Annotated in this window: 16 protein-coding genes; 11 read left to right on the top strand and 5 right to left on the bottom strand. The window is 60.2% G+C overall.

Going from position 1 to position 22,337, the window contains the following annotated elements; all coding sequences use genetic code 11:
* Positions 1-138: 138 nt before the first annotated feature.
* On the top strand, positions 139-5,904 hold the full coding sequence (gene pulA, locus CQ017_RS08125) for a pullulanase-type alpha-1,6-glucosidase (RefSeq protein WP_258133545.1): 5,766 nt from the start codon (positions 139-141) through the stop codon (positions 5,902-5,904).
* A 177-nt stretch (positions 5,905-6,081) separates the two neighbouring features.
* On the opposite strand, the gene CQ017_RS08120 is transcribed toward pulA, so the two are convergent.
* Positions 6,082-6,390 (bottom strand): PLD nuclease N-terminal domain-containing protein, encoded by a 309-nt coding sequence (locus tag CQ017_RS08120; RefSeq protein ID WP_013349867.1) that lies wholly within the window; start codon positions 6,388-6,390, stop codon positions 6,082-6,084.
* Positions 6,391-6,563: 173 nt separating this feature from the next.
* Between CQ017_RS08120 and dnaK the strand changes: the two genes are divergently transcribed.
* The 5 genes from dnaK (at position 6,564) to CQ017_RS08095 (ending at position 12,490) form a co-directional block, all read left to right on the top strand.
* The gene (gene dnaK / locus CQ017_RS08115; RefSeq protein WP_096283306.1) at positions 6,564-8,420 is read left to right on the top strand and encodes a molecular chaperone DnaK; all 1,857 of its coding nucleotides are present in this window, start codon (positions 6,564-6,566) and stop codon (positions 8,418-8,420) included.
* Positions 8,421-8,435: 15 nt separating this feature from the next.
* Entirely contained in the window at positions 8,436-9,008 is a 573-nt protein-coding gene (locus CQ017_RS08110) for a nucleotide exchange factor GrpE (protein ID WP_105553269.1), read from the top strand.
* Between the two features lie 87 nt (positions 9,009-9,095).
* Entirely contained in the window at positions 9,096-10,064 is a 969-nt protein-coding gene (locus tag CQ017_RS08105) for a DnaJ C-terminal domain-containing protein (protein WP_105553268.1), read from the top strand.
* A gap of 109 nt (positions 10,065-10,173) precedes the next feature.
* Positions 10,174-10,602, top strand: coding sequence for a heat shock protein transcriptional repressor HspR (locus tag CQ017_RS08100; RefSeq protein ID WP_105553267.1), 429 nt, complete (start codon positions 10,174-10,176; stop codon positions 10,600-10,602).
* Between the two features lie 274 nt (positions 10,603-10,876).
* Positions 10,877-12,490, top strand: coding sequence for an AMP-binding protein (locus CQ017_RS08095; RefSeq protein WP_105553361.1), 1,614 nt, complete (start codon positions 10,877-10,879; stop codon positions 12,488-12,490).
* A gap of 13 nt (positions 12,491-12,503) precedes the next feature.
* Here CQ017_RS08095 and CQ017_RS08090 read toward each other — a convergent pair whose 3' ends face one another.
* Positions 12,504-13,106, bottom strand: coding sequence for a GNAT family N-acetyltransferase (locus CQ017_RS08090; protein WP_105553266.1), 603 nt, complete (start codon positions 13,104-13,106; stop codon positions 12,504-12,506).
* A 42-nt stretch (positions 13,107-13,148) separates the two neighbouring features.
* Positions 13,149-14,009, bottom strand: a complete 861-nt coding sequence (trmB, locus tag CQ017_RS08085; RefSeq protein ID WP_105553265.1) for a tRNA (guanosine(46)-N7)-methyltransferase TrmB — start codon at positions 14,007-14,009, stop codon at positions 13,149-13,151.
* Between the two features lie 149 nt (positions 14,010-14,158).
* Here trmB and CQ017_RS08080 point away from each other — a divergent pair, with 149 nt between their 5' ends.
* On the top strand, positions 14,159-14,569 hold the full coding sequence (locus CQ017_RS08080) for a YccF domain-containing protein (protein WP_255248325.1): 411 nt from the start codon (positions 14,159-14,161) through the stop codon (positions 14,567-14,569).
* A 35-nt stretch (positions 14,570-14,604) separates the two neighbouring features.
* Here CQ017_RS08080 and CQ017_RS08075 read toward each other — a convergent pair whose 3' ends face one another.
* Positions 14,605-15,141 (bottom strand): DinB family protein, encoded by a 537-nt coding sequence (locus CQ017_RS08075; protein ID WP_105553264.1) that lies wholly within the window; start codon positions 15,139-15,141, stop codon positions 14,605-14,607.
* A 219-nt stretch (positions 15,142-15,360) separates the two neighbouring features.
* Between CQ017_RS08075 and CQ017_RS08070 the strand changes: the two genes are divergently transcribed.
* The 4 genes from CQ017_RS08070 to clpB all read left to right on the top strand — a co-directional run bounded on the left by CQ017_RS08070 (position 15,361) and on the right by clpB (position 21,782).
* The gene (locus CQ017_RS08070; RefSeq protein WP_105553263.1) at positions 15,361-16,053 is read left to right on the top strand and encodes a TetR/AcrR family transcriptional regulator; all 693 of its coding nucleotides are present in this window, start codon (positions 15,361-15,363) and stop codon (positions 16,051-16,053) included.
* 104 nt (positions 16,054-16,157) lie between these two features.
* Positions 16,158-17,135 carry an ABC transporter ATP-binding protein gene (locus CQ017_RS08065; RefSeq protein ID WP_105553262.1) on the top strand — a complete coding sequence of 326 codons (978 nt, stop codon included), beginning with the start codon at positions 16,158-16,160 and terminating at the stop codon, positions 17,133-17,135.
* Positions 17,132-18,802, top strand: coding sequence for an ABC transporter permease (locus CQ017_RS08060; RefSeq protein WP_105553261.1), 1,671 nt, complete (start codon positions 17,132-17,134; stop codon positions 18,800-18,802). The genes CQ017_RS08065 and CQ017_RS08060 overlap by 4 nt, the downstream gene beginning before the upstream one ends.
* 379 nt (positions 18,803-19,181) lie before the next feature.
* Positions 19,182-21,782, top strand: a complete 2,601-nt coding sequence (clpB, locus tag CQ017_RS08055) for an ATP-dependent chaperone ClpB (protein WP_105553260.1) — start codon at positions 19,182-19,184, stop codon at positions 21,780-21,782.
* Between the two features lie 69 nt (positions 21,783-21,851).
* On the opposite strand, the gene CQ017_RS18070 is transcribed toward clpB, so the two are convergent.
* Complete coding sequence (locus tag CQ017_RS18070) at positions 21,852-22,250, bottom strand: septum formation family protein (protein WP_181150515.1); 399 nt, start codon at positions 22,248-22,250, stop codon at positions 21,852-21,854.
* Positions 22,251-22,337 lie beyond the last annotated feature (87 nt).

The raw sequence follows: 22,337 nt of genomic DNA, 5'->3' as shown, positions 1-22,337 counted from the left end.
GATGTTTTCCCTGCATCCGAGTGTAAATGTTGGAAACGCTTGCACTTGATGGAATTCGCTCAGTAGTGTGGGCTGAATCACTGGCGAGTCAGCTCTTATGGCTTGCCGCTCGCACCTTCGAACTCAATGGAGCATTTCGTGAACAGCAAAAGCGCTGCTTCCTCCGTGCGCAGTCAGCCTCTGCCACCATACCTTCATAAACGTAGTTGGCGTCGTTGGGTCACCGCCTTGGCCGCAACCCCGATGCTGGCGCTCGCACCCCTGGCTAGTATTCCCGCCGTGGCAGATGAAACTTCTGTGACTCTGGCCGGTTCTTTTCAGTCGTTGTTGGGATGTTCCGCTGACTGGATGGCTGACTGTGAAGCTACCAGCCTGCAATCCACGGACCAGGAAGGGCAATACAGCCTGGAAGTGGAAGTTCCGGCGGGGAACTATGAATACAAAGTAGCGTTGAACAAAAGCTTTGACACGTCTTATGGACTGGATGGGGGAGAAGAGAACATTCCCCTAGCCCTGAGTGCGGATAGCCGATTGCGCTTCACCTTTGATACGGCCACTGGGCTTACACAAGTTGTGCCACTGGACCTTCGCGGAGAATATTCAGATACTGATGCCGAATTGGTCGCTGCGCCGGTCAGGCAAGCCGGTTCTGGTGAGCAATTCTATTTCGTCTTGACAGACCGCTTTGCCAATGGCTCAACGGCTAACGACACCGGCGGTTTGGAAGGTGATCGACTAACCACCGGGTTTGATCCGACGGACAAAGGATTCTATGAAGGCGGTGATATCGCAGGCTTACACTCCAAGCTCGACTACATTCAGGGCCTTGGCACCAGCGCCATCTGGCTCACGCCCAGTTTTAAGAACATGCCGGTTCAGGGTAGTGGTGATGATGCCAGCGCCGGATATCACGGCTATTGGGTCACCGATTTCACTCAGATCGACCCACATCTAGGCACCAATGAAGAACTCTCCGAACTGATTGATGACGCCCACAAGCGTGGCATCAAGGTGTATTTCGACATCCTCGTGAACCATACCGCGGATCTCATCGACAATAAGGAAAAGAAGTATTCCTACGTTGAGCAGTCTTCCCTTCCCTATAAGGATGCTCAGGGTCAAGCCTTTGACCCGGCGGACTACGCAGGCAGTGATACCTTCCCAGAGCTAGACGCTTCCAGTTCCTTCCCTTATACCCCGGTTGTTTCTGACCAAGTCAAGAAGGTCCCCGACTGGCTCAATGATCCAACGCTCTATCACAACCGCGGGGACTCAACCTGGGAAGGTGAGTCGGTCACCTATGGCGATTTTCAGGGGCTTGATGACCTCATGACCGAAAATCCTAAGGTAGTCAACGGTTTCGCAGAGGTCTACAAGAACTGGGTGGACTTCGGAATTGATGGCTTCCGCATCGACACCGCAAAACATGTGAATTTTGAATTCTGGGAACAATGGACCAAACAAGTTCAGGACTATGCACGAGCCCAGGGTAAAGACGACTTCTTCATGTTTGGCGAAGTTTATGATGCCGATGCAAAGAAGCTTTCGCCCTACGTGCGTAAGACGGAAATGAATTCCGTCCTTGATTTCACGTTCCAATCTGCTGCTGCCGGTTTCGCGGGAGGAAATTCAGCCAAAACGCTAAGCACGCTGTTCTCGGCGGATGACTACTACACCACGGCAAACACCTCAGCTGATGCTCTACCAACTTTCCTTGGCAATCACGATATGGGGCGCATTGGGTACTTCCTGAACAACAGCAATCAGAAACTCAAACGTGATGAACTGGCCCATGAACTGATGTTCCTGACCCGTGGCCAGCCGGTGGTTTACTACGGTGACGAACAAGGATTTGCAGGCACCGGTGGAGACAAGGATTCTCGCCAATCACTGTTCGCTTCTCAAGTCTCGGAGTATCAGAACCAAGAATTGATTACCGGAGAAAAGCTCGGAACCCAAGATCGTTATGACAGTGATTCTCCGATGTACCAGCACATCGCGGCCCTCTCTAAACTTCGCGAATCAAACAAAGCGCTGAAGGGCGGGGCACAAGTAGAGCTATACGCCCAAGATTCCAAGGGAGTCTATGCATTCTCGCGTGTGGACCGTGACGAGAAAACCGAATACCTGGTGGCCCTGAACAACTCGGAAGAATCCGCTGATGTTGAGTTGTCGACTCTGACCTCCGACGCAACCTACTCAGCGCTCTATGGCGCCGAAGACAAACTCAGCAGTGCTGCGGACGGGAAACTCAACGTGACGGTGCCAGCGCTATCTGCAGTGGTTTATAAAGCTGACAAGAACGTAGATAGTGCTGCCTTCACACCTGAGATTTCCGCTCCAAAATCTGGGGCCGGGCTCAGCGGCGTAACACCCGTATCCGTGGATTTAGGCGAACAGGCGTGGGCTGAAACAAGCATGTCGTGGCGTGAAGTGGGCACCGAGAAGTGGCACCTACTGGGCGTGGCAGAAGACCACACCCCACGAGTCTTCCACGACGTTTCATCGCTACCACAAGGCACCTTGGTGGAATATCGTGCCGTGAGTACCAATGCCGCAGGAGAACACAGCGCCGCTTCCACCTATGCTTCCGTGGGCAACGACGTTTCCGGGTTTGCGAAGGAAAAACCGGCTGAATCGGATATCTCCATGGTCACCGTGCCGGGAAGCCATAACACCGAAATGGGTTGTGTCACCGACTGGGATCCGGCCTGCGAGGCAGCCAAACTCACTGAACAGCCTGGCGGGGTCTATTCTGGTGAATTCGATGTCCCAGCAGGGGACTATGACTACAAGGTAGCCATCAACGGATCATGGGATCTGAACTATGGCGCTGCTGGTATTGCCGGTGGTGACAACCTTAAATATTCTCACGAAGGTGGGACCGTCAAGTTCTTCTTCGATCCCCGCAACAACATCGCACAAAGCGATCAACAGGGTCCGATGATCACCTTACCGGGAAGTTTTCAAGACGAATTGGGCTGTAAATCCGACTGGGATCCAACCTGTCTCGCTACTTTAATGGCGGACGCTGATGCTGACGGTACCTACGAATTCACTACGGAGAAGATCCCGGCTGGTACCTACGAATTTAAGGTGTCACACAACTTCGGGTGGGACGAAAATTATGGCGTTGACGGTGCCGTCGGAGGTGCTAACTACAGTCTTTCGGTAACCGAAGGAAAGCCAGTGAGCTTCAGCTACGACTCGAAGACTCACCTGTTGCAGATTGGTTCTGACACCCAAACAGTCGCCGGCGTTGGTCAAATGAAAGCGCAGTGGATTTCCGCTGACACCCTAGCGATTCCTCGTGATCTAGGCACTGGTGAAAACTATGCCCTCTACGCTTCAAAGGACGCCAGCTTGAAATTGGAGGGAGAAGAGATCTCCGGTGCGAAGCCAATCGAGCTCAAAGAAATTATTGGTGGGTTGAGTGCCGAACAACGCAAGAAGTTCCCACACCTTGCCGACTACCGTGCCTTGCGTGTTGAGCTAGATCGCGAAGACGTAGCCTCTGCATTGCGTTCACAACTGGCATTGGCACGATTTGATGGCGAAGGGGATACCCAGAAACTCACCGCCTTCACCGGAGTTCAGAGTGCTGGTGTCATTGATGATCTCTATGCCAAGGCGCTTGACGATGTAGAACTCGGCGTGAGCTTCACCGGTAAACGCCCTACCTTTAGGCTCTGGGCACCCACGGCCCAAAAAACAACACTGCTGATTACTGACAAGAAGGAGAAGACTGCACGATACGCTGCTAGCTATTCGAAGGACAGCGGTGTGTGGACGGTAAAGGGTAAACCTCAGATGGCTGAGGCGAAGTACCGGTGGGAAGTTCAGGTCTTTGTCCCTGAAACGGGCAAGATCGAAACGAATATTGTTACCGATCCATATTCGGTTGCGTTGACCACTAATTCCACCCACTCGGTCGCGGTGAGCTTGGAAGACCCTCACCACCAGCCAAAACAGTGGCGTAAGGCCAAAGCCAAAAACGTCGAAAAGGACGTGGACCGCAGCATCTATGAACTGCAGATCCGTGACTTCTCGATTTCAGATGCTTCGGTGCCCGAGAATCAGCGGGGCCGCTACGGAGCGTTTGGAGCAAATGGGGCCGGGAGTAAACAGCTCAAACAGCTTTCCGAGGCTGGCCTGACTACCGTTCACCTGCTGCCAAGTTTTGATATCGCCACCATTGAGGAGGAACAGTCACAACGTGTTGAGACGGACTGTGATCTGAAGTCGCTGCCGGCAGCTTCCAGCAAACAACAAGAGTGCGTTACTGCCCACGGTGATGAAGACGGATTCAACTGGGGGTACGACCCCTTCCATTTCATGGCTCCGGAAGGTTCGTACGCCACGAACCCTGAAGGAGCGAACCGTGTCGAAGAATTCCGCTCGATGGTTGGATCCTTGCACAGCATGGGGCTAGAAGTAGTGCTTGATCAGGTGTTCAATCACACCGCAGCCTCGGGTCAAGCCGATCGCAGTGTGCTGGATAAGATCGTGCCTGGCTACTACCACCGACTTGATGCCACCGGTAAAGTGGAAACCTCGACCTGCTGTCAGAACCTGGCCACGGAACACGCTGCGGCGCAGAAACTGATGGTTGATGCCCTGGTGGTGTGGGCCAAGGACTATAAGGTTGATGGATTCCGTTTTGACCTCATGGGCCACCACTCACGAGAAACCATGGAAGCCGTACGCAGTGCATTAGATGAACTGAAGCCGGGACGTGACGGAGTGGACGGCAAGTCCATTTACCTCTATGGCGAAGGATGGAACTTTGGTGAGGTGGCGGACAATGCTCGCTTCTATCAAGCGACTCAGGGGCAAATGAACGGTACCGGCATCGGGACCTTTAACGACCGACTGCGCGATGCCGTTCATGGTGGCAGTCCTGTTGATTCATCCTCAACATTCCGTCAGGGCTTTGGTACTGGCTTGGGAACGGATCCCAACGGTAATAAGGTCAATGGGAGCACCGAGGAAGCGTTGAAAGATCTCGGCCACGAAACCGACCTAGTGAAGCTCGGCTTGGCTGGCAATCTCGCAGACTTCGAATTCCTCGCTTCGGATGGCAGTGTGCACCGTGGTGATGAATTGGATTACCGCGGAGCGAAAGCAGGCTATGCTTCGCAGCCGGGAGAAGTGATCAACTATGTTGACGCGCACGATAATGAAACGCTCTACGACCTCACTGTGCTCAAGTTGCCACGAGATACTTCCATGGAGGATCGGGTGCGGATGAATACTCTCGCACAAGCAACCGTGATGTATTCACAAGCTGTTCCGTTCTGGCATGCCGGAACCGAGTTATTGCGTTCAAAGTCTTTGGACCGAAATTCCTATAACTCGGGGGACTGGTTCAACCGCATCGACTTCTCCGGAGTGGAAAATACTTTTGGCTCGGGTCTTCCGCCCGAGGCAGATAACGGGGAGAAGTGGGATCTGATGGCTCCACTATTAGAAGACCCTGCGCTCAAGCCGGATGCCAAGGCCATGGCTGATGCTGAAGGGGCAGCCTTGGACTTGCTGCAGACCCGCAAGGAAGTTGGACTCTTGCGATTGGGCTCAGCTGATCTCATTGGGCAAAAGGTGAGCTTCCCGCTGGGCGGGTCTGAGGCTGAACCGGGAATTATCGTGATGCGCATTGACGACACGGTGGGTAAGGATGTCGATCGCAAGCATGACGGTGCCTTAGTCCTCTTCAATGCCTCGCCGAAGGAGAGCACGCAAAAGCTTGAGGAGCTGGTAGGTCACGACTACTCGCTTGCCAAGTCTCTTGCGAAAGGCAGTGATGACCGGGTGAAGTCAACTTCGTTCGACAGTGCCACCGGTGAGCTGACTATTCCGGCGCGCACCGCGGCAGTCCTAGTGGAACCTCAGGGCTCGGCTAAGTAGTAGAACGGAGCATTCCTACTGGACCATCTGTAGGGATTATTCGCAGGACCATTGTTGGTAGATGAACTGATCTAGCCAGTGTGGCAATCGAGTTTTTCATTGCCAAAGCGTCCACGCTGACAGCGAACAACCCGCTCTCGTCATCACGAGAGCGGGTTGTTCCATTGTGTCTGTAAATCAGTTTTGAGGGTCTTTGCGACGCCCAAAAACAAAGTAGGAAATGCTTCCTAGTACGTTGAGGCAACTGACCACGGCCCACAGTGGTTTTGGCCCTCTCGCCAGCTGAACGGGGCGTCGACGAAGATCGCGCAAGGCTGCAAACATCAAAGTCAGCTCGATAATTCCAGCGAGGATGACAGCAACCTGGGTGCGGCGATCCAGCTCCCGGAAGGACCGTTTTTTCGGTAGGTTGAGGCGCCGGGAGCGCAGGGTGGATTGTCCTTGAATGCCTTGGGTGTCCTGTGTCTGAAAATTATTTTTCGGCATGGGAATCATTCTTGCCCTTTGTTCGTTGAAGAAGACAGAACGCAAAGTTGAGTGAGGTTGGCTCAAGTTAATTTGACAGTCGAAAGCGGCTGAGTAAACTTGAGTCCAGAACGCTCAATCAGGATAAAAATCCTCAGCGTTAGTACTTTCAACCAAGGCAAAGGAGAGCCATTATGTCGCGTGCCGTAGGTATCGACCTAGGAACCACCAACTCCGTAGTTTCCGTGCTCGAAGGTGGTGAGCCAACCGTTATCGCAAACGCGGAAGGCAACCGCACTACCCCGTCGATCGTTGCTTTCTCGAAGAGCGGCGAAGTTCTGGTCGGCGATATCGCCAAGCGCCAGGCAGTGAACAACATCGACCGCACCATCGCTTCGGTCAAGCGTCACATGGGTACCGACTGGTCCATCGACGTAGACGAGAAGAAGTACACCGCTCAGGAAATCTCCGCGCGCACCCTGATGAAGCTGAAGAACGACGCCGAGTCGTACTTGGGCGAAAAGGTCACCGACGCGGTCATCACGGTTCCTGCATACTTCAACGATGCCGAGCGCCAGTCCACCAAGGAAGCCGGCGAAATCGCGGGCATGAACGTGCTGCGCATCGTCAACGAGCCAACCGCCGCGGCGCTGGCCTACGGCCTGGAAAAGGGCAAAGAAGACGAACTCATCCTGGTCTTCGACCTCGGTGGCGGTACCTTCGACGTTTCCCTGCTCGAAGTTGGCAAGGACGAAGACGGCTTCTCCACCATCCAGGTCCGCTCCACCGCTGGCGATAACCGCCTCGGCGGCGACGACTGGGATCAGCGCATCGTTGACTGGCTGCTGGCTCAGGCCAAGCAGAAGGGCGCAGACCTGTCCAAGGACAAGATCGCGCTGCAGCGTCTGAAGGAAGCTGCCGAGCAGGCCAAGAAGGAACTCTCCTCGGCCACCAGCACCAACATCTCGTTGCAGTACCTCTCGGTCACCCCAGAGGGTCCGGTGCACCTGGACGAGCACCTTTCGCGTGCCAAGTTCCAGGACCTGACCAAGGATCTGCTCGATCGCACCAAGAAGCCATTCCACGACGTGATCGCCGAAGCCGGCGTGAAGGTTTCGGAGATCGCACACGTGATCCTCGTTGGCGGTTCGACCCGTATGCCAGCCGTTGCCGATCTGGTCAAGGACATGGCCGGCAAGGAAGCCAACAAGGGCGTCAACCCTGATGAGGTTGTCGCCGTGGGCGCAGCCTTGCAGGCAGGCGTGCTGAAGGGCGAGCGCAAGGACGTGCTGCTCATCGACGTCACCCCACTGTCCCTGGGTATTGAAACCAAGGGCGGCGTGATGACCAAGTTGATCGAGCGCAACACCGCGATCCCAACCAAGCGTTCGGAGACCTTCACCACCGCTGAGGACAACCAGCCTTCGGTGTCCATCCAGGTCTTCCAGGGCGAGCGCGAGTTCACCCGCGACAACAAGCCGCTGGGCACCTTCGAACTGACCGGCATCGCCCCGGCGCCGCGCGGCATCCCGCAGGTCGAGGTCACCTTCGACATCGACGCCAACGGCATCGTGCACGTCTCCGCCAAGGACAAGGGCACCGGCACCGAGCAGTCGATGACCATCACCGGCGGCTCCTCGCTGTCGAAGGAAGACATCGAGCGCATGGTGCAGGAAGCTGAAGCCCACGCCGAAGAGGACAAGGCCCGCCGCGAGGCAGCCGAGACCCGTAACGCCGCCGAACAGGCAGCCTACTCGGTTGACAAGCTCATCAAGGACAACGAGGACAAGCTTCCGGAAGAGGTCAAGACCGAGGTTCAGGCCGACGTCGACGCGCTGAAGGAAACCCTGGAGAAGCAGGACAACGACGACGAGGTCAAGGCCGCGTTTGAGAAGCTGCAGGCTTCGCAGACCAAGCTGGGCGAGGCAATCTACGCCAATGCCCCGACCGAAGGCGCCGAAGCTCCCGAGGGTGAGCAGGCTTCGAATGCTGATGAAGACATCGTCGACGCCGAGGTAATCGACGAAGACGACGAGAACGTCAAGAAGTAAGGGAGAGACGGGAATATGTCCGAGGCACAGGACCAGAACGCCAACTCCGGCCAGGAGCCGGAGAACGAGCAGGATGCCGCCAATGAGCAGCAGACTGCAGACGCTTTGGGTCAGGCCGAGGCGATCCTGAACGAGGCGGCCGCCGGCGTCGAAGAGGTGCAGGCTGAGGTCACCGAGAAGGAAAACGAGTTGCGCAACGACCTGCTCCGCCTGCAGGCCGAGTATGTCAACTACCGCAAGCGCGTCGAGCGCGACCGGGTGGCAGTGCGCGACAGCGCCGTCCAGTCGGTGCTCTCCACCTTGCTGCCGGTACTCGATGACATCGATGCCGCTCGTGCTCACGGCGACCTGGCCGATGGACCGTTTGCGGCCATCGCCAACAAGCTGGACACGGTTTTGGCATCGCACGGCCTGGAGCGAATCGACGAGGCTGGGGTCGAATTCGACCCTAACGTCCACGAAGCTTTGCTGCGCCAGCCGGTCCCCGAAATTCCGGCGGACCATGTGGGACAGGTATTGCGAGCCGGTTACCGCAAGGGCACCTACACTCTGCGCGCCGCGCAGGTGCTGGTCGCCACCGGCGAATAGCCGCACATCTAGATAGCGAAACTGCCCACTGCCGAGAATTCGTCAGTGGGCAGTTTCGAATCGCTAGTCGAAAGAAAGGGGGCCCTGATGGCAAGTCAGGACTGGATCGACAAAGACTTCTACGCCATTCTGGGCGTCTCCAAGGACGCCAACGAGGCGGACATCAAGAAGGCGTACCGCAAGCAAGCGCGTAAGTACCACCCGGATACCAACCAGGGCGATGCGGACGCCGAGCGGAAATTCAAGGACATCTCCGAGGCCAACTCGGTGCTTTCCGATAAGGAAGAGCGCGAACAATACGACGCCATCCGCGCCATGGGTGGAGGCGCCCGGTTCAGCGCCGGCGGAGCTGGCGGCGCCCCGGGCGGCCAGGCGGGATTCGACGACGTCTTCTCCAACCTCTTCGGCGGTGGGGGAGGCCCGCGCGGCCGCGGCGGACAGCCCGACTTCTCCGATCTCTTCGGCGGCGGGGCTGGATTCGGCGGCGGATTCGGCCAAAGCGCCCCGCCGCGCAAGGGAGCTGACCGGACGGCCAGCACCACCATCTCCTTCGCTGGTTCCATCAAGGGCACCACCATCGGATTGCGTGAGCAGAGCGGTGAAGTCATTGACGTGCGTGTTCCGGCAGGAATCAAGGATGGCCAGTCGGTGCGTGTGCGTGGACGAGGCCAACCTGGCGGAGCCGGCAACGGCGACCTGCTGGTCAAGGTCAAAGTCACCGAGCACCCGTTCTTCAAACGCGAAGAGAACAACATTCGTGTGCACCTGCCGGTTACCTTTGATGAGGCAGTCCTCGGAGCCAAGATCCACGTGCCGACTCTCGACGGGGAACAAGTAGCCGTGAAGGTGCCCGCCGGTTCGAACTCGGGTCGTACCTTGCGCCTGAAGGGGCGTGGGGTGAAGACCTCGAAGTCCACCGGTGACATGCTGATCGTCTTGGATGTGGTGATTCCACAGAACCTGAACGACAAGGCGAAGGCGGCCATCGAAGACTTCGCTGCCGCCACCGCGGGGGAAGATCCTCGCGCGGGACTTGAAGCCAAGGCCAGGCTCTAGGATTAATCCAGGAGCGATGTAGTGCAACGCGGCGGCGTGCCCCGAAAGGGGCACGCCGCGGTGGACAATGGATGTATCCCCAGCAGCGGAAGTAAGGAGACTGAATTTCATGGCCCACGAGTTCTTGCGACCTGTATTCGTCATTTCAGTCGCCGCGCAACTAGCCGACATGCATCCGCAGACGCTGCGGCAATATGACCGCATCGGATTGGTCTCTCCAAGCCGCCAAGCCGGCAAGCAGCGTCGCTACTCTCAACGTGATGTTTCGCTGCTGCGCCAGGTGCAGCTGCTGAGCAAGGAAGGCGTTTCGCTCGAAGGCATTAAACGCATCATCGAGCTGCAAAACCAGGTAGCCCACCTCCAGGGCCAAGTGGCCGAACTGCGCGATGAGCTGCACGCGGTCCAGCAAGGCCAAACCCGGGTCTTCGCCGCGGGTACGGCCGCCGGAGATGTGGTGTCCATGGCCCGTGGCATGCGCCCGGCACGCCGCGAGCCAAGCGTCACCCTATTTACCACCCGCCGCGCCATCGGCCGCTAGTCCCGCGCTCCGCGTACCTCTCGCACCCTCGACGGCGCCTCTCACCGATTTCAACTGGCCATTTGCCAGCATCCGGATTAGTCTCAGAATAACGTGATCCACCTCACCTTTCGTGAATCGCGCAGTTGCACACCGGAGCACCGTTCCGGACCAGAAAATAGTGCAGCAGGACTGTTTTGAGAACGGAGAGCTTCGTGCAGGAACATCTTTCAGCAACGGCGCACTTTCAGCCGGCACCTTCGGTTTCCGCGACCCCCGGTTTGCCGGTGCGCGCATGAAATCATATGCCCAGGGCGAAACAGGTGCACAGCTTCTCGACGAAACCATCGGCGCAAATTTAGAGCGTACCGTCGCCAAGTACGGTGAACGTGAAGCGCTCGTGGAGGTCGCCAGCGGAAGAAGATGGTCATGGAATGAGCTAGACCAGGCGGTCAACGACCTCGCACGCGGTCTGCTCGCGGCGGGCCTTCAGCAAGGCGACCGGCTGGGCATTTGGGCGCCGAACTGCGCCGAGTGGACGCTCACGCAATATGCCACCGCAAAAATCGGCGTGATCCTGGTGAACGTCAATCCGACATATCGCAGCCACGAATACTCCTACGCGGTCAATCACAGTGGCCTGCGAATGCTGATCACCATGTCCAGCTTCAAGACAAGCAACTATCGAGACATGGTCGAACGCTGCGCGGTGGACACCCCAACCCTTGAGCGGGTGGTTTACCTCGACACCGAGGACTGGACCGAACTAATCCACGGCGGACAGGGTGTGGAAGCGGGGCAGGTCGCGCAACGCCTGGCGCAGACGGCCCCGGATCAAGCGATTAATATTCAATACACCTCGGGGACCACCGGATATCCGAAGGGCGCAACGCTCAGCCATCGAAATATCTTGAACAACGGGTTCTTCGTCACCCAGACCATTCGGCTTGGACCGGAAGATCGGCTCTGCATCCCGGTGCCGTTTTATCACTGCTTTGGCATGGTGATGGGTAATCTCGGATGCACCGCGCACGGTACCACTATGGTGATTCCCGCCCCGAGCTTCGATGCCGAAACCACCTTGCGAGTCATCGCCGAGGAAAAATGCACGGGGATTTATGGGGTGCCCACCATGTTTATCGCCATGCAGAATCATCCCAGCTTCGGCACCCATGACCTGAGCACCTTGCGTACCGGAATCATGGCAGGTTCGGTATGTCCTGTCGAGGTGATGCGCCGCTGCCTCGAGGAGATGAACATGACCGAGATTTCCATCGCCTATGGGATGACCGAAACCAGTCCGGTCTCCTGCCAGACGCGTGCCGATGACGATTTGGCGGCTCGCACGGAAACCATCGGCAGGGTGCATCCGCACCTTGAGGTCAAGATCGTGGACCCGGCAACCGGCGAGACGGTGGAGCGCGGGCAACCCGGCGAGTACTGCACCCGAGGCTACTCGGTAATGCTCGGCTACTGGAACGACGCGGCGAAAACCGAAGAAGCCATCGACTCGGAGAACTGGCTGCATAGCGGAGACCTCGCGGTGATGCGCGAGGACGGCTACTGCACCATCGTCGGGCGAATCAAGGACATGGTGATCCGCGGGGGAGAGAACATCTACCCGCGGGAGATCGAGGAGTTCCTATTCGGGCATCCCGATATAGAAGATGTCTCCGTGGTGGGCGTGCCAAATGAAAAATATGGAGAAGAGATCTGTGCCTGCATCAAGATGAAGGCTGGCAAAACGCCCCTTGGGGTCCAAGACATCAAGAACTTCGCCGAAGGGCAATTGGCGCACTACAAGATCCCGGCCTATGTGATGATCCTCGATGAGTTCCCGATTACGGTCACCGGCAAGATTCGCAAGGTGCAACTGCGCGAAGACGCGGCGAAATCCCTGCTCAGCTAAGGACTGCGGGAGCCTAGATGCGGTCGTGCTTGGCTAAACGCGCCAAGAGCCCCTGCTTCACGCTGGGCCATTCGTGCGGCAAAATCGAGAAAACCACGGTATCTCGCAAGGTGCCGGTGCGAGCGTCATACATGTGATTGCGCAACACCCCATCTTGCTTGGCGCCTAGCCGGGCGATAGCTTCCCGGGACTGCCGGTTATGCCAATGCGTGCAGAAAGCCACGGCGATGCAGTCGAGCTCTTCGAAGGCGCGCTGAAGCAATAGGTACTTCGCGGCGGCATTGATGCCCGTGCCTTGGTGGGCAAGTCCCAGGAAGGTTGAACCGATTTCCACCCGACGATTGACCGCATCGATGTTGAGGTAGGTCGTCGCGCCCACTGCTTTGTTGCTTTGCAGATCGAGAATTGCGAACGGGGCCATCTTGCCTTCGCCCTGCAGGGCCAGCCGCCGCTCAATCTCGGAGTACATGGCTTGCGCCGAAGGGGTCTTAGCGAACCAGGCCTGGTCCAGCCCGTCGCGGGCCACCAGAGCGCTGAGATCTGCCGCATGCTTCGGGTCGAGCTGTTCGAGCCGGACACCGGCGAATTCTAGGGTGGGGGATGCGCTAAGGGCCATGGCTGCAAGTCTATTGCAATCATGGCCCTGCGAAACTAAGACCTACTTGGCGGCTCGGGTGAAGGCCAAGTCGAAGACCAAACGTCCCGCTTTCAAGGCCTTGCCTTCGAAGCTGGTGAGGATGCGACGCTCAAATCGTGGTGCCCAGCCACCTCGGTCATCGACAAATTCCGGTTCAGGGTCGAAGCCCTCCATGCCGTTCCGGCGCACCTTGGTCAGGTTGCTTTCCTCCCCGGCAGCGTTGCCGGGGTACTGGTTTTCGAAAGCCTGGTGAGCTTCCAGCACCTCGCGCATTTGCTCGGCATAGTTCGACCAGTCGGTGGCCAAGCGCAGTGTCCCGCCGGGTTTCAGCACGCGCGCGACCTTGTCCAGGAATGAGGAGGTAATGAGGCGGCGCTTGTGATGACGCGGCTTGTGCCAAGGGTCCGAGAAGAAGATCCAGAGCTCATCGGCGCTATTCTCTTCGAGCATGACCTCGAGTACTTCTGGCGCGTTGGCCTGCACCGCGCGAACGTTTTCCAACTCGAATGATTCAACCTTCAGCATCAGCTGGGCCAATCCCGGAAGGTACACCTCGACGGCCAGGTAATTGCGCTCGGGGTCATCCTTGGCGGCATTGGCGATGCATTCGCCCAAGCCCGTGCCGATTTCTACGATCAGCGGGGCGACGCGTCCGAATGCCTGCTCGGGATCCAAGCGGAAGTCGTCTGCCACCGAAGTATCTGCAATTTTACGCGGCGGCTCGATCACGTAGCGATCGGCGTTGCGGTCCCAAGCAGCTGCGCGGCGTCCTTGCAGCCGATTGCCTCTGCGTACGAAAGAGACCGGTTCGGCACGGAAATAAGATGGGTCTTTGGCCGCCTTGCCGGTGACTGCAGGCTGCTCTTCGCTACGTTCGCTCATGATTATTAATCCTAGCCGAGTACCGGCCGGCACAAACTTGGAATTTATAGGGCGTTGCACACCCGCGAAGCGGGCATCGAGAAATACTAGGGGGCGTTCCGGGTGTTCCCCTATGGCGAATAGCCGCCTCGAACAGGCATCCTAGAAGTATGACAGATCTAGTGCGCGGTTTATTGAACATCATTTGGCTTGTTTTTGGAGGACTTTGGCTGGCGTTGGGCTATGTCCTAGCCGGTATCATCTGCTGCCTGTTGATCGTCACGATTCCTTTCGGCATCGCGTCATTCAGAATTGCCGGTTACGCGCTGTGGCCATTTGGGCGCACGGTCGTTGACCGCGGGCCGGTCGGCGCGTTTTCGACGTTGGGCAACGTCATCTGGTTGATCTTCGCCGGTATCTGGATTGCCATCAGCCATGTGCTCACCGCGATCCCGATGTTCGTATCAATTATCGGCATCCCACTGGGCATCGCCAACCTGAAGATGATCCCGGTATCCTTGATGCCGCTGGGCAAGGAAATCGTTCCTTCCGACTACTTCATCGGCAACGTCCGCCGCTAAAATCCAAGAGCAATATCAAGGCCGATTCCCATTATTCAGGGAGTCGGCCTTGCTGCCTTCACGAGACTTCTGCAACTTTCGGTGCGTGCGCCGAGCAGCTGTTCGCGAAGGATTTCCGCATGCCCGCAGTGTTGGGCGAGCTCGCGCAGCAGGTGCAGCTGTATCCAGGCGAGCGAGAGCGGACCACGCCGATTTCCGGAAAGCACCGCATCATCCGCCAGGCCTTGGCGGATCTGGCGAGAGCGGGCTACCGCTTGTCGATAAGCCCGGCTTACCGAGGCGATAGTGTCCCCTGGCGCCAGGTCAAATGATTCATCCGGGGACTGCGGAATACCGAGTTCAGCGCGCGAGGCCCCGGTGGCTGCCTCGCCAAACCAGACCCGTTCAACAAACACCGCATGCTTCAGCAACCCGAGCAGCGTGGTCTTCGAGGCAACCAAATGTGTCCTTGCCTCGGACTCGGTCAGCCCATCGAGATATCCGAGCAGCATCTGGCGATGCTGCCCAATGAACACGTCCACCAGCTCGGCTGGGTCTTGGCGGTAGTGATTTGGGGCATCTGGATTGGTCATGCGACATACTGTGCCAGTTTTGCTAGCCAGGTCAAGACCGTGGCCTGCGATACCTTGGCGGAATGGCAACGTGGATAGGCCCCGCCTTGCCTGAGCACGGCCTCGCCATCCGCAGACCGAGCCACGCCAAAGATCGCGCGCAGGCCCTTCGGCATCCCCGCGAGCCGAAGACCAGCAGGACCTGTACACGGGGCTGAACACAGGACTAGAATCTTGAACATGCGTTCAGCTAAGGGTGGGCAAGACCCTGCGGGAAGCACGTCGTCCGCGTCGTCGCCGGGTAGCAGCGACCTGACCGCGCGCGCCAGGATCCGCGATGCGGCGGCCTACCGGTTCGCGGTAGAGGGCTTCGGCGCCTCGGTGCGGGCCATCGCCTCCGACGCCGGGGTGAGCGCCGGCCTGGTGATGCACCACTTCGGCTCGAAGGCCAAGCTCCGCGACGCCTGCGATGAGAACATGCTGGCCACGATTCGCCGGCTCAAGCGCGAGCACGTCGCCGAGGCCGCCGCGGGCCAGAGCCTCATGCACATGTTCGCGGCCGCCGAGGAGAATGCGGCGGTCCTCGGGTACGTTCTGCGGTCCATGCAGGACGGCGGCCCGCTGGCCCGGGAGTTCATCGACCATATGGTCGACGACGCGGTGGGCTACAGCCGCGAGGGCGTCGCCGCGGGGGTGATCGTGCCCAGCCGGGACGAAGCGGCGCGGGCGCGCTACCTCACGCTTTCCGCGCTCGGCGCGCTGCTGCTGGAGGTGACGCTCAAGCCACCGGCGGACCCATCCGACCTCGCATCGATCGTCCGCGGCTACCTGAGCAGCAGCTACCTGCCGATGCTGGAATTGTTCACCGAGGGCTATCTCACCTCCCGTCGTGCGTTGGAGGACTGCCTCAGCTACATGTCCACCCCGCCCTAGCGGGAGCCGGCAGCGTCCGCGTTGCGCCCTGGGCCGCCGGTGGCACCGGGCCCGGGCGCGCTGAGTAGCAACAACTGCGACAGGCATGTGAAAGTGAGTGAGCCATGAGCACGACACCAGCTATCGAGATCCACGAACTGTCCAAGTCCTTCGGCAGGGTGCGGGCCCTGGACGGGCTGAGCCTGAGTGTGCAGCCCGGGGAGATCCGTGGTTTCCTGGGGCCCAATGGGGCCGGCAAATCCACCACCCTGCGCGTTCTGCTCGGGCTGCTGCGGGCCGACGCGGGCTCCGCCCGACTGTTCGGCGGCGAGGTGTGGCGCGACGCCGTCAAGCTGCACCAGCGCATCGCCTACGTGCCCGGAGACGTCAGCCTGTGGCCCAACCTGACCGGAGGCGAGTGCATCGACTACCTCGCCCGGCTCGGTGGCCGCGCCGACAAGCGCCGGCTCAAAGCCCGCAAGACCGAGCTGCTGGAGCGCTTCGAACTGGACCCGCGCAAGAAGACGCGCACCTATTCCAAAGGCAACCGGCAGAAGGTCGCTTTGGTTGCGGCCTTCCTGGCCGACGCGGAGCTGTACGTGCTCGACGAGCCGACCTCCGGGCTGGACCCGCTGATGGAGTCCGTGTTCACCGGGTACGTCCGCGAGGCCGGAGCCGCGGGCAAATCCGTGCTGCTCAGCAGCCACATCCTCTCCGAGGTCGAGAAGGTCTGCGACACCGTCACGATCATCCGCAACGGGAAGGACGTCGAGTCCGGCACGCTGGAGGAGCTGCGGCACCTCACGCGCACCAGCGTGAGCGCGGTGGTCGGCGCGGACCCGTCGGCGCTCGCCGCGCTGCCCGGGGTCCATGACCTGGCCGCCACGGCCTTCGCCGGCGCCACCCGGGTCACCTTCGATGCCGACAACGCGCAGATCGGCGCCGTGCTGACGGCGCTCACCGCGCTCGAGGTGCGCAGCCTCAGCGCCACCCCGCCGTCGCTGGAGGACCTGTTCATGCGCCACTACGGCGACGTGCTCGACCCTGGCACCGCAGCGGTGGGCGGATCGCCGGAGGGCGCCAAGGGCGCGGGTGCGCGATGAATGCCCACCTCGCCTCCGCAACGGCCGCTGCGCCGGAGCGTTCGGCCCGCGGATCGGCCTTGGCCGGAACCGGAGCGCTGGTGCGGTTCATGCTGCGCCGGGACCGCGTGCGGCTGAGCGTATGGACGGCGTCGATCGTATTCTTCTACGCGTACTTCGTGGTGGCGCTTGGCGCCTTGGGCGATCAGGCGCGAGCCGGGCGCGCGCTGATCATGCAGACCCCGAGCGGCATCGCCATGGGCGGACCGGGGTACGGCATCGAGAACTACACGGTGGGCGTCGCCATCGCCAACGAGGGCATCACCTGGATGGTCATGGGGCTCGCGATCATGAGCATCCTGCACATCGTGCGGCACACGCGTGGCGAGGAGGAGAGCGGACGCTCGGAGCTGGTGCTCGCCCGGACGGTCGGGCGGCACGCGCCCGCGGTCGCGGCGGCAATCACCCTGTGCGCCGTCAACGCCGTCATTGCGCTCGCCTCTGCGCTCGTCCTCTCCGGCGTGGGCGGGGCGGAACTGGCTCTGGCCGACTCGTTCGCACTGACCGCCGGGAGCGGGCTGAGCGCCATGGTGTTCGGCGCGATCGCCTTGGTGGCCGCGCAGGTGACCGAGCACGGCCGGGGCGCGGTGGGCATCAGCCTCGCGGCGTTCGGTCTTGCCTTCATGCTCCGCGCCGCGGGCGATATCCAGCAGCGGCACGGCAGCGCGTTGTCGTGGTTCTCCCCGATCGCCTGGCCGCAGCAGATGCGGCCCTTCGTCGACGTGCGGTGGTGGCCGGCCGCGCTGTGCCTCGTCGCCATCTTCGTGTTCCTCCTCGTCGGCGCCTTCCTCGGATCACGCCGCGACTTCGGCGGGGGCCTGATTGCGGTTCGCGCGGGCCGGTCCGATGCCCGGGCGGTGCTGCGCGGGCCGGCCACCCTCGCCTGGCTCCAGCAGCGCACCGCGTTCAGCTGGAGCGCCATAGGGTTGGGCCTCATGTGGTTCGCCTCGGGCACCCTGCTGCCGGACATCACCTCCATGATCGCCGAAATCCCGGAGAGCAATCCGGTCTTCGCCGCGGTGTTCGGTGCGGATCCGAGCCAGTTCACCACGGCCTTCCTCGGGGTGATGATCATGTTCGCCATGCTGTGTTGCGCCGCATACGCCGTCGTGATGGGGCAGCGGGCCAAGGTGGAGGAAGGCGCCGGCCGTGCCGAAATCGCGCTGGCCAAGCCGATATCCCGGCATCGCTGGTTCGGCGCCCAACTGCTGGTCGCGGCACTGGGTACCGGCATGCTTGCCGCGGTCAGCATCTGGGCCATGTGGCTAGGCGCGGCATCCGTTGGCTACGCGGAACAGACGTTCGCTGACTATACCGGGGTGCTGTGGCCCTACCTTGTGGCCCTGGCCAGCTATCTGGGATTCGCCACGGTCCTGTATGCGTGGATCCCGCGGGCGTCGGGCGCCGGGTGGGTGCTGCTAATCTACACTTTCGTGATCGGCATGTTCGGCGGGCTACTGCGGGACCTGCCGGACTGGGTGCACGGAATCTCGCCCTTCTACTGGCTGCCGGCCGCGTTCACCGAGCAACCGGAGCTCGGGCACATGCTCGGGCTGGCGGGGGTCGCCGTCCTCTTGTTCGCGCTTGGCTTCGCCGGATTCCGCCGGCGTGACGTGCCGACCGGCTAGGTGCAGTATCGCGGAGTCGCGCGCTCGCCTCGGCTGAACCGCATCGGTTGCCCATCGGCCCACGAGCCATGAGCTAAAAATCTGCGGCTCAGCCCGTTGCCGTGCGAGGCTGCTTTCGCGGGGCACGCGCCAGGCCGCGGTGCTGGGGCCGAACAATCATGGAGTGCATTGTGCTCCGATGCGTGTACCGGAGCTGGGGGTGGGCCGCGCACCGTCTGCCCGTGCCTGGGCTGCCGGCGATACCTCGAGGCAAGCTATTTGCGTCGCGACGCGAATTTCTCGAAAAATATTTCGCAACCGCGGAATATCGATATGAAGAGTAGAGTTGAGTTAAGTACACTCAAGTTTATGGGTTCACCCTCAGAGAGAAAGGATGCGCGTGGACACCAAGCTCACTACCAATAGCCAAGAGGCACTATCTGCTTCCGGGATGAATGCGTCGACCGCGGGCAATCCGCAGATCGAACCGGCTCACCTGTTGAAGGCTCTGCTGGATCAACGGGACTCGGTCGCCGTGGCGCTGCTGAAAACCGCAGGACTGGACGTTGACGCCCTCTCCGTCGAGGCAAGCAGCGCCATCAATGCACTGCCGGCCAACTCCGGATCCTCGGTGGCCCAAGCGCAATTTTCGCGTCAGCTGCTCCAAACGGTCAGCACCGCCCAGGAGATCGCGAACAATATGGGGGACACCTATGTCTCCACCGAACATCTGCTAATCGCGCTGGCCTCCGACCAGACCAAGGCCGGCGAAGCCCTGCGCAATGCCGGAGCCACCCGCGAGCTGCTGGTAGGAACCCTGCCAACCATCCGCGGGGACCGCAAGGTCGACAATCCGAACCCGGAAGACACCTTCCAAGCGCTGGAAAAGTTCGGCACCGATATGACGGCGCTGGCACGCGCGGGCAAACTGGATCCGGTCATCGGCCGCGACAAGGAAATCCGACGCGTCGTTCAGGTGCTCTCGCGGCGCACAAAAAACAACCCCGTGCTGATCGGTGAACCCGGCGTAGGCAAGACCGCCGTCGTCGAAGGACTCGCCCAGCGCATGATCGCCGGTGACGTACCGGAGTCCCTTCGCGGCAAGACGCTGATCTCCCTGGACCTCGGGTCCATGATCGCTGGCGCCAAATACCGCGGCGAGTTCGAAGAACGACTGAAGTCGGTACTCGAAGAGATCAAGTCCTCCGCCGGGCAGATCGTCACATTTATCGATGAAATCCACACGGTGGTCGGCGCAGGGGCCTCCGAAGGCGCCATGGACGCCGGAAATATGCTCAAGCCGATGCTCGCCCGTGGCGAGCTGCGGCTCATCGGCGCGACCACGCTGGATGAGTACCGCGAGAATATCGAGAAAGACCCGGCCCTGGAGCGCCGTTTCGCCCAGGTCTACGTGGGGGAGCCAAGCGTGGACGACACCATCGCGATCCTGCGTGGCCTGAAGGAGCGCTACGAGGCGCACCACAAGGTTTCCATCGCCGACTCGGCGTTGGTCGCCGCCTCCACGCTGTCCAACCGCTATATCTCCGGGCGGCAACTGCCGGATAAGGCTATCGACCTGGTTGACGAGGCCGCGAGCCGGCTGCGCATGGAGATCGATTCCGCACCGGAAGAGATTGATGAGCTGCGCCGCGAAGTCGACAGGCTGACCATGGAGGAGCTGGCGCTCTCCGGAGAGAGCGACCCGGCCTCGATCGAACGGCTGGAAGCACTGCGCTTCGACATGGCGGACAAGCAGGAAAAGCTGGACGCACTCAACGCTCAGTGGGACGCGGAGAAGGCTGGGCTGAACCGCGTCGGCGACCTGAAGGTGAAACTGGACGACCTGCGCTCGCAGGCCGAAAAGTTCCAGCGTGAGGGGGACCTGGAGAACGCCTCGCGCCTGCTGTACGGGGAGATTCCGACGCTGCAAGGCGAACTTGAGGCAGCGGCCGAAGCCGAAGCCGGCAACACCGCGGAACACACCATGGTGGCTGACGAAGTCACGGCGGACGATATTGCCGAGGTCATCTCGGCCTGGACCGGCATCCCCGCTGGGCGGATGCTGCAGGGCGAAAGCCAGAAGCTGCTGCAGATGGAAGAGCGCATCGGACAGCGGCTGATCGGCCAGCAGCAAGCGGTTGCGGCGGTCTCCGACGCGGTGCGCCGCACACGTGCCGGGATTGCCGATCCGGACCGCCCCACCGGGTCCTTCTTGTTCCTTGGGCCTACCGGTGTGGGCAAGACCGAGCTGGCCAAGTCGCTGGCCGATTTCCTCTTTGACGACCCACGGGCCATGGTGCGGATTGACATGTCCGAGTACTCCGAGAAGCACTCGGTCGCCCGACTCGTCGGAGCGCCTCCAGGATATGTGGGATACGAAGAGGGCGGGCAGCTCACCGAAGCGGTGCGCCGTCGACCATACTCGGTCATCCTGCTCGACGAGGTGGAGAAGGCGCACCCGGAGGTGTTCGACATCCTGCTGCAGGTGCTGGACGACGGCCGCTTGACCGACGGGCAGGGACGCACCGTGGATTTCAGGAACACGATCTTGATCCTGACCTCAAATTTGGGTTCCCAGTTCCTGGTGGATCCAACCATGGAGGACAAAGACAAGAAGTCTGCGGTGCTGAACGTGGTCAACGCGTCCTTCAAGCCGGAGTTCTTGAACCGTTTGGACGAGGTCATCATCTTCGATCCGTTGAGCATCGAGCAGCTTGGCAATATCGTGAAGCTGCAAATCGACCTGCTGGCCGAAAGGCTGTCCGAACGCCGGCTCAGCCTCGATGTGGACGAATCCGCCGGAGAGTGGTTGGCCTTGACTGGCTATGATCCGGCCTACGGCGCCCGTCCGCTGCGCCGGCTGGTCCAGCGAGAAATCGGTGACCGGCTAGCGCGGGAGATTCTCGGTGGAAGCATCCAGGATGGGGATACCGTCAAGGTCGGTCTCGATCCGGAGGGCGACCGGCTCAGGGTCGCTCGGGGTGAGGCGCCGCAACCTTAATGCCAGGGCATCGGATATAGTCGTGGCCGGTGGAATCCACCGGCCACGGCTATTGAAAATCTGCGGGGCTTAGCTTTCTTCGTTCTCTGGAAGCAGCGAGTTGCGCACATTGCCTTCGGAGAGGCTCAGGAAGCAGGAGACCTGGCGGTCTCCTTGCGTCCAGGTGCTTTCCGACGGACGGGAGAAGTGATACGTCCAAGTTGAATCGAGGCCGGCGCTGGGGTCCAAGGAAACCGACTTGCACAGCGACTCGGACTCGGTCAGCAACTCGTTAGAGCCCGGGTATTCTTCGCCGACTAGCTCGAAGGAACCGATGAGCTGAGCATTATGTGCAGAATCACAGGTCACTACGGTCTGCACTGCAAGCGGAGACTCGAAGCCGCGAAGGCAGTCGCCGAGGATGAGTTGTTCCGGTGGAATGGACGCGGCGATAATTCCATCCAGGCCGGGGCTCGGATTCCGCTCCACATTGTTCGCCTCTGGCGTAGCTGGCGTAATAAAGCGAAGTACAACGAATACCACCGCAGCGCTTAGGGCTAAAACGGCGATGACGAG

Source organism: Arthrobacter sp. MYb224, from assembly GCF_002975455.1.
Classification (GTDB): domain Bacteria; phylum Actinomycetota; class Actinomycetes; order Actinomycetales; family Micrococcaceae; genus Glutamicibacter.
The sequence above is the reverse complement of the archived record's forward strand: the minus strand, read 5'-3'. Positions and strand labels throughout refer to the sequence as shown.

Bases quoted from the DNA above. Each gene is read 5' to 3' on its own strand.
- dnaK (WP_096283306.1), top strand. From the start codon at position 6,564: ATGTCGCGTGCCGTAGGTATCGACCTAGGAACCACCAACTCCGTAGTT.
- CQ017_RS08065 (WP_105553262.1), top strand. From the start codon at position 16,158: ATGAGCACGACACCAGCTATCGAGATCCACGAACTGTCCAAGTCCTTC.
- CQ017_RS08080 (WP_255248325.1), top strand. From the start codon at position 14,159: ATGACAGATCTAGTGCGCGGTTTATTGAACATCATTTGGCTTGTTTTT.
- CQ017_RS08120 (WP_013349867.1), bottom strand. From the start codon at position 6,390: ATGCCGAAAAATAATTTTCAGACACAGGACACCCAAGGCATTCAAGGA.
- CQ017_RS08090 (WP_105553266.1), bottom strand. From the start codon at position 13,106: ATGGCCCTTAGCGCATCCCCCACCCTAGAATTCGCCGGTGTCCGGCTC.
- CQ017_RS08105 (WP_105553268.1), top strand. From the start codon at position 9,096: ATGGCAAGTCAGGACTGGATCGACAAAGACTTCTACGCCATTCTGGGC.
- CQ017_RS08075 (WP_105553264.1), bottom strand. From the start codon at position 15,141: ATGACCAATCCAGATGCCCCAAATCACTACCGCCAAGACCCAGCCGAG.
- CQ017_RS08110 (WP_105553269.1), top strand. From the start codon at position 8,436: ATGTCCGAGGCACAGGACCAGAACGCCAACTCCGGCCAGGAGCCGGAG.
- CQ017_RS08095 (WP_105553361.1), top strand. From the start codon at position 10,877: ATGAAATCATATGCCCAGGGCGAAACAGGTGCACAGCTTCTCGACGAA.
- CQ017_RS08070 (WP_105553263.1), top strand. From the start codon at position 15,361: ATGCGTTCAGCTAAGGGTGGGCAAGACCCTGCGGGAAGCACGTCGTCC.
- trmB (WP_105553265.1), bottom strand. From the start codon at position 14,009: ATGAGCGAACGTAGCGAAGAGCAGCCTGCAGTCACCGGCAAGGCGGCC.
- CQ017_RS08060 (WP_105553261.1), top strand. From the start codon at position 17,132: ATGAATGCCCACCTCGCCTCCGCAACGGCCGCTGCGCCGGAGCGTTCG.
- CQ017_RS08100 (WP_105553267.1), top strand. From the start codon at position 10,174: ATGGCCCACGAGTTCTTGCGACCTGTATTCGTCATTTCAGTCGCCGCG.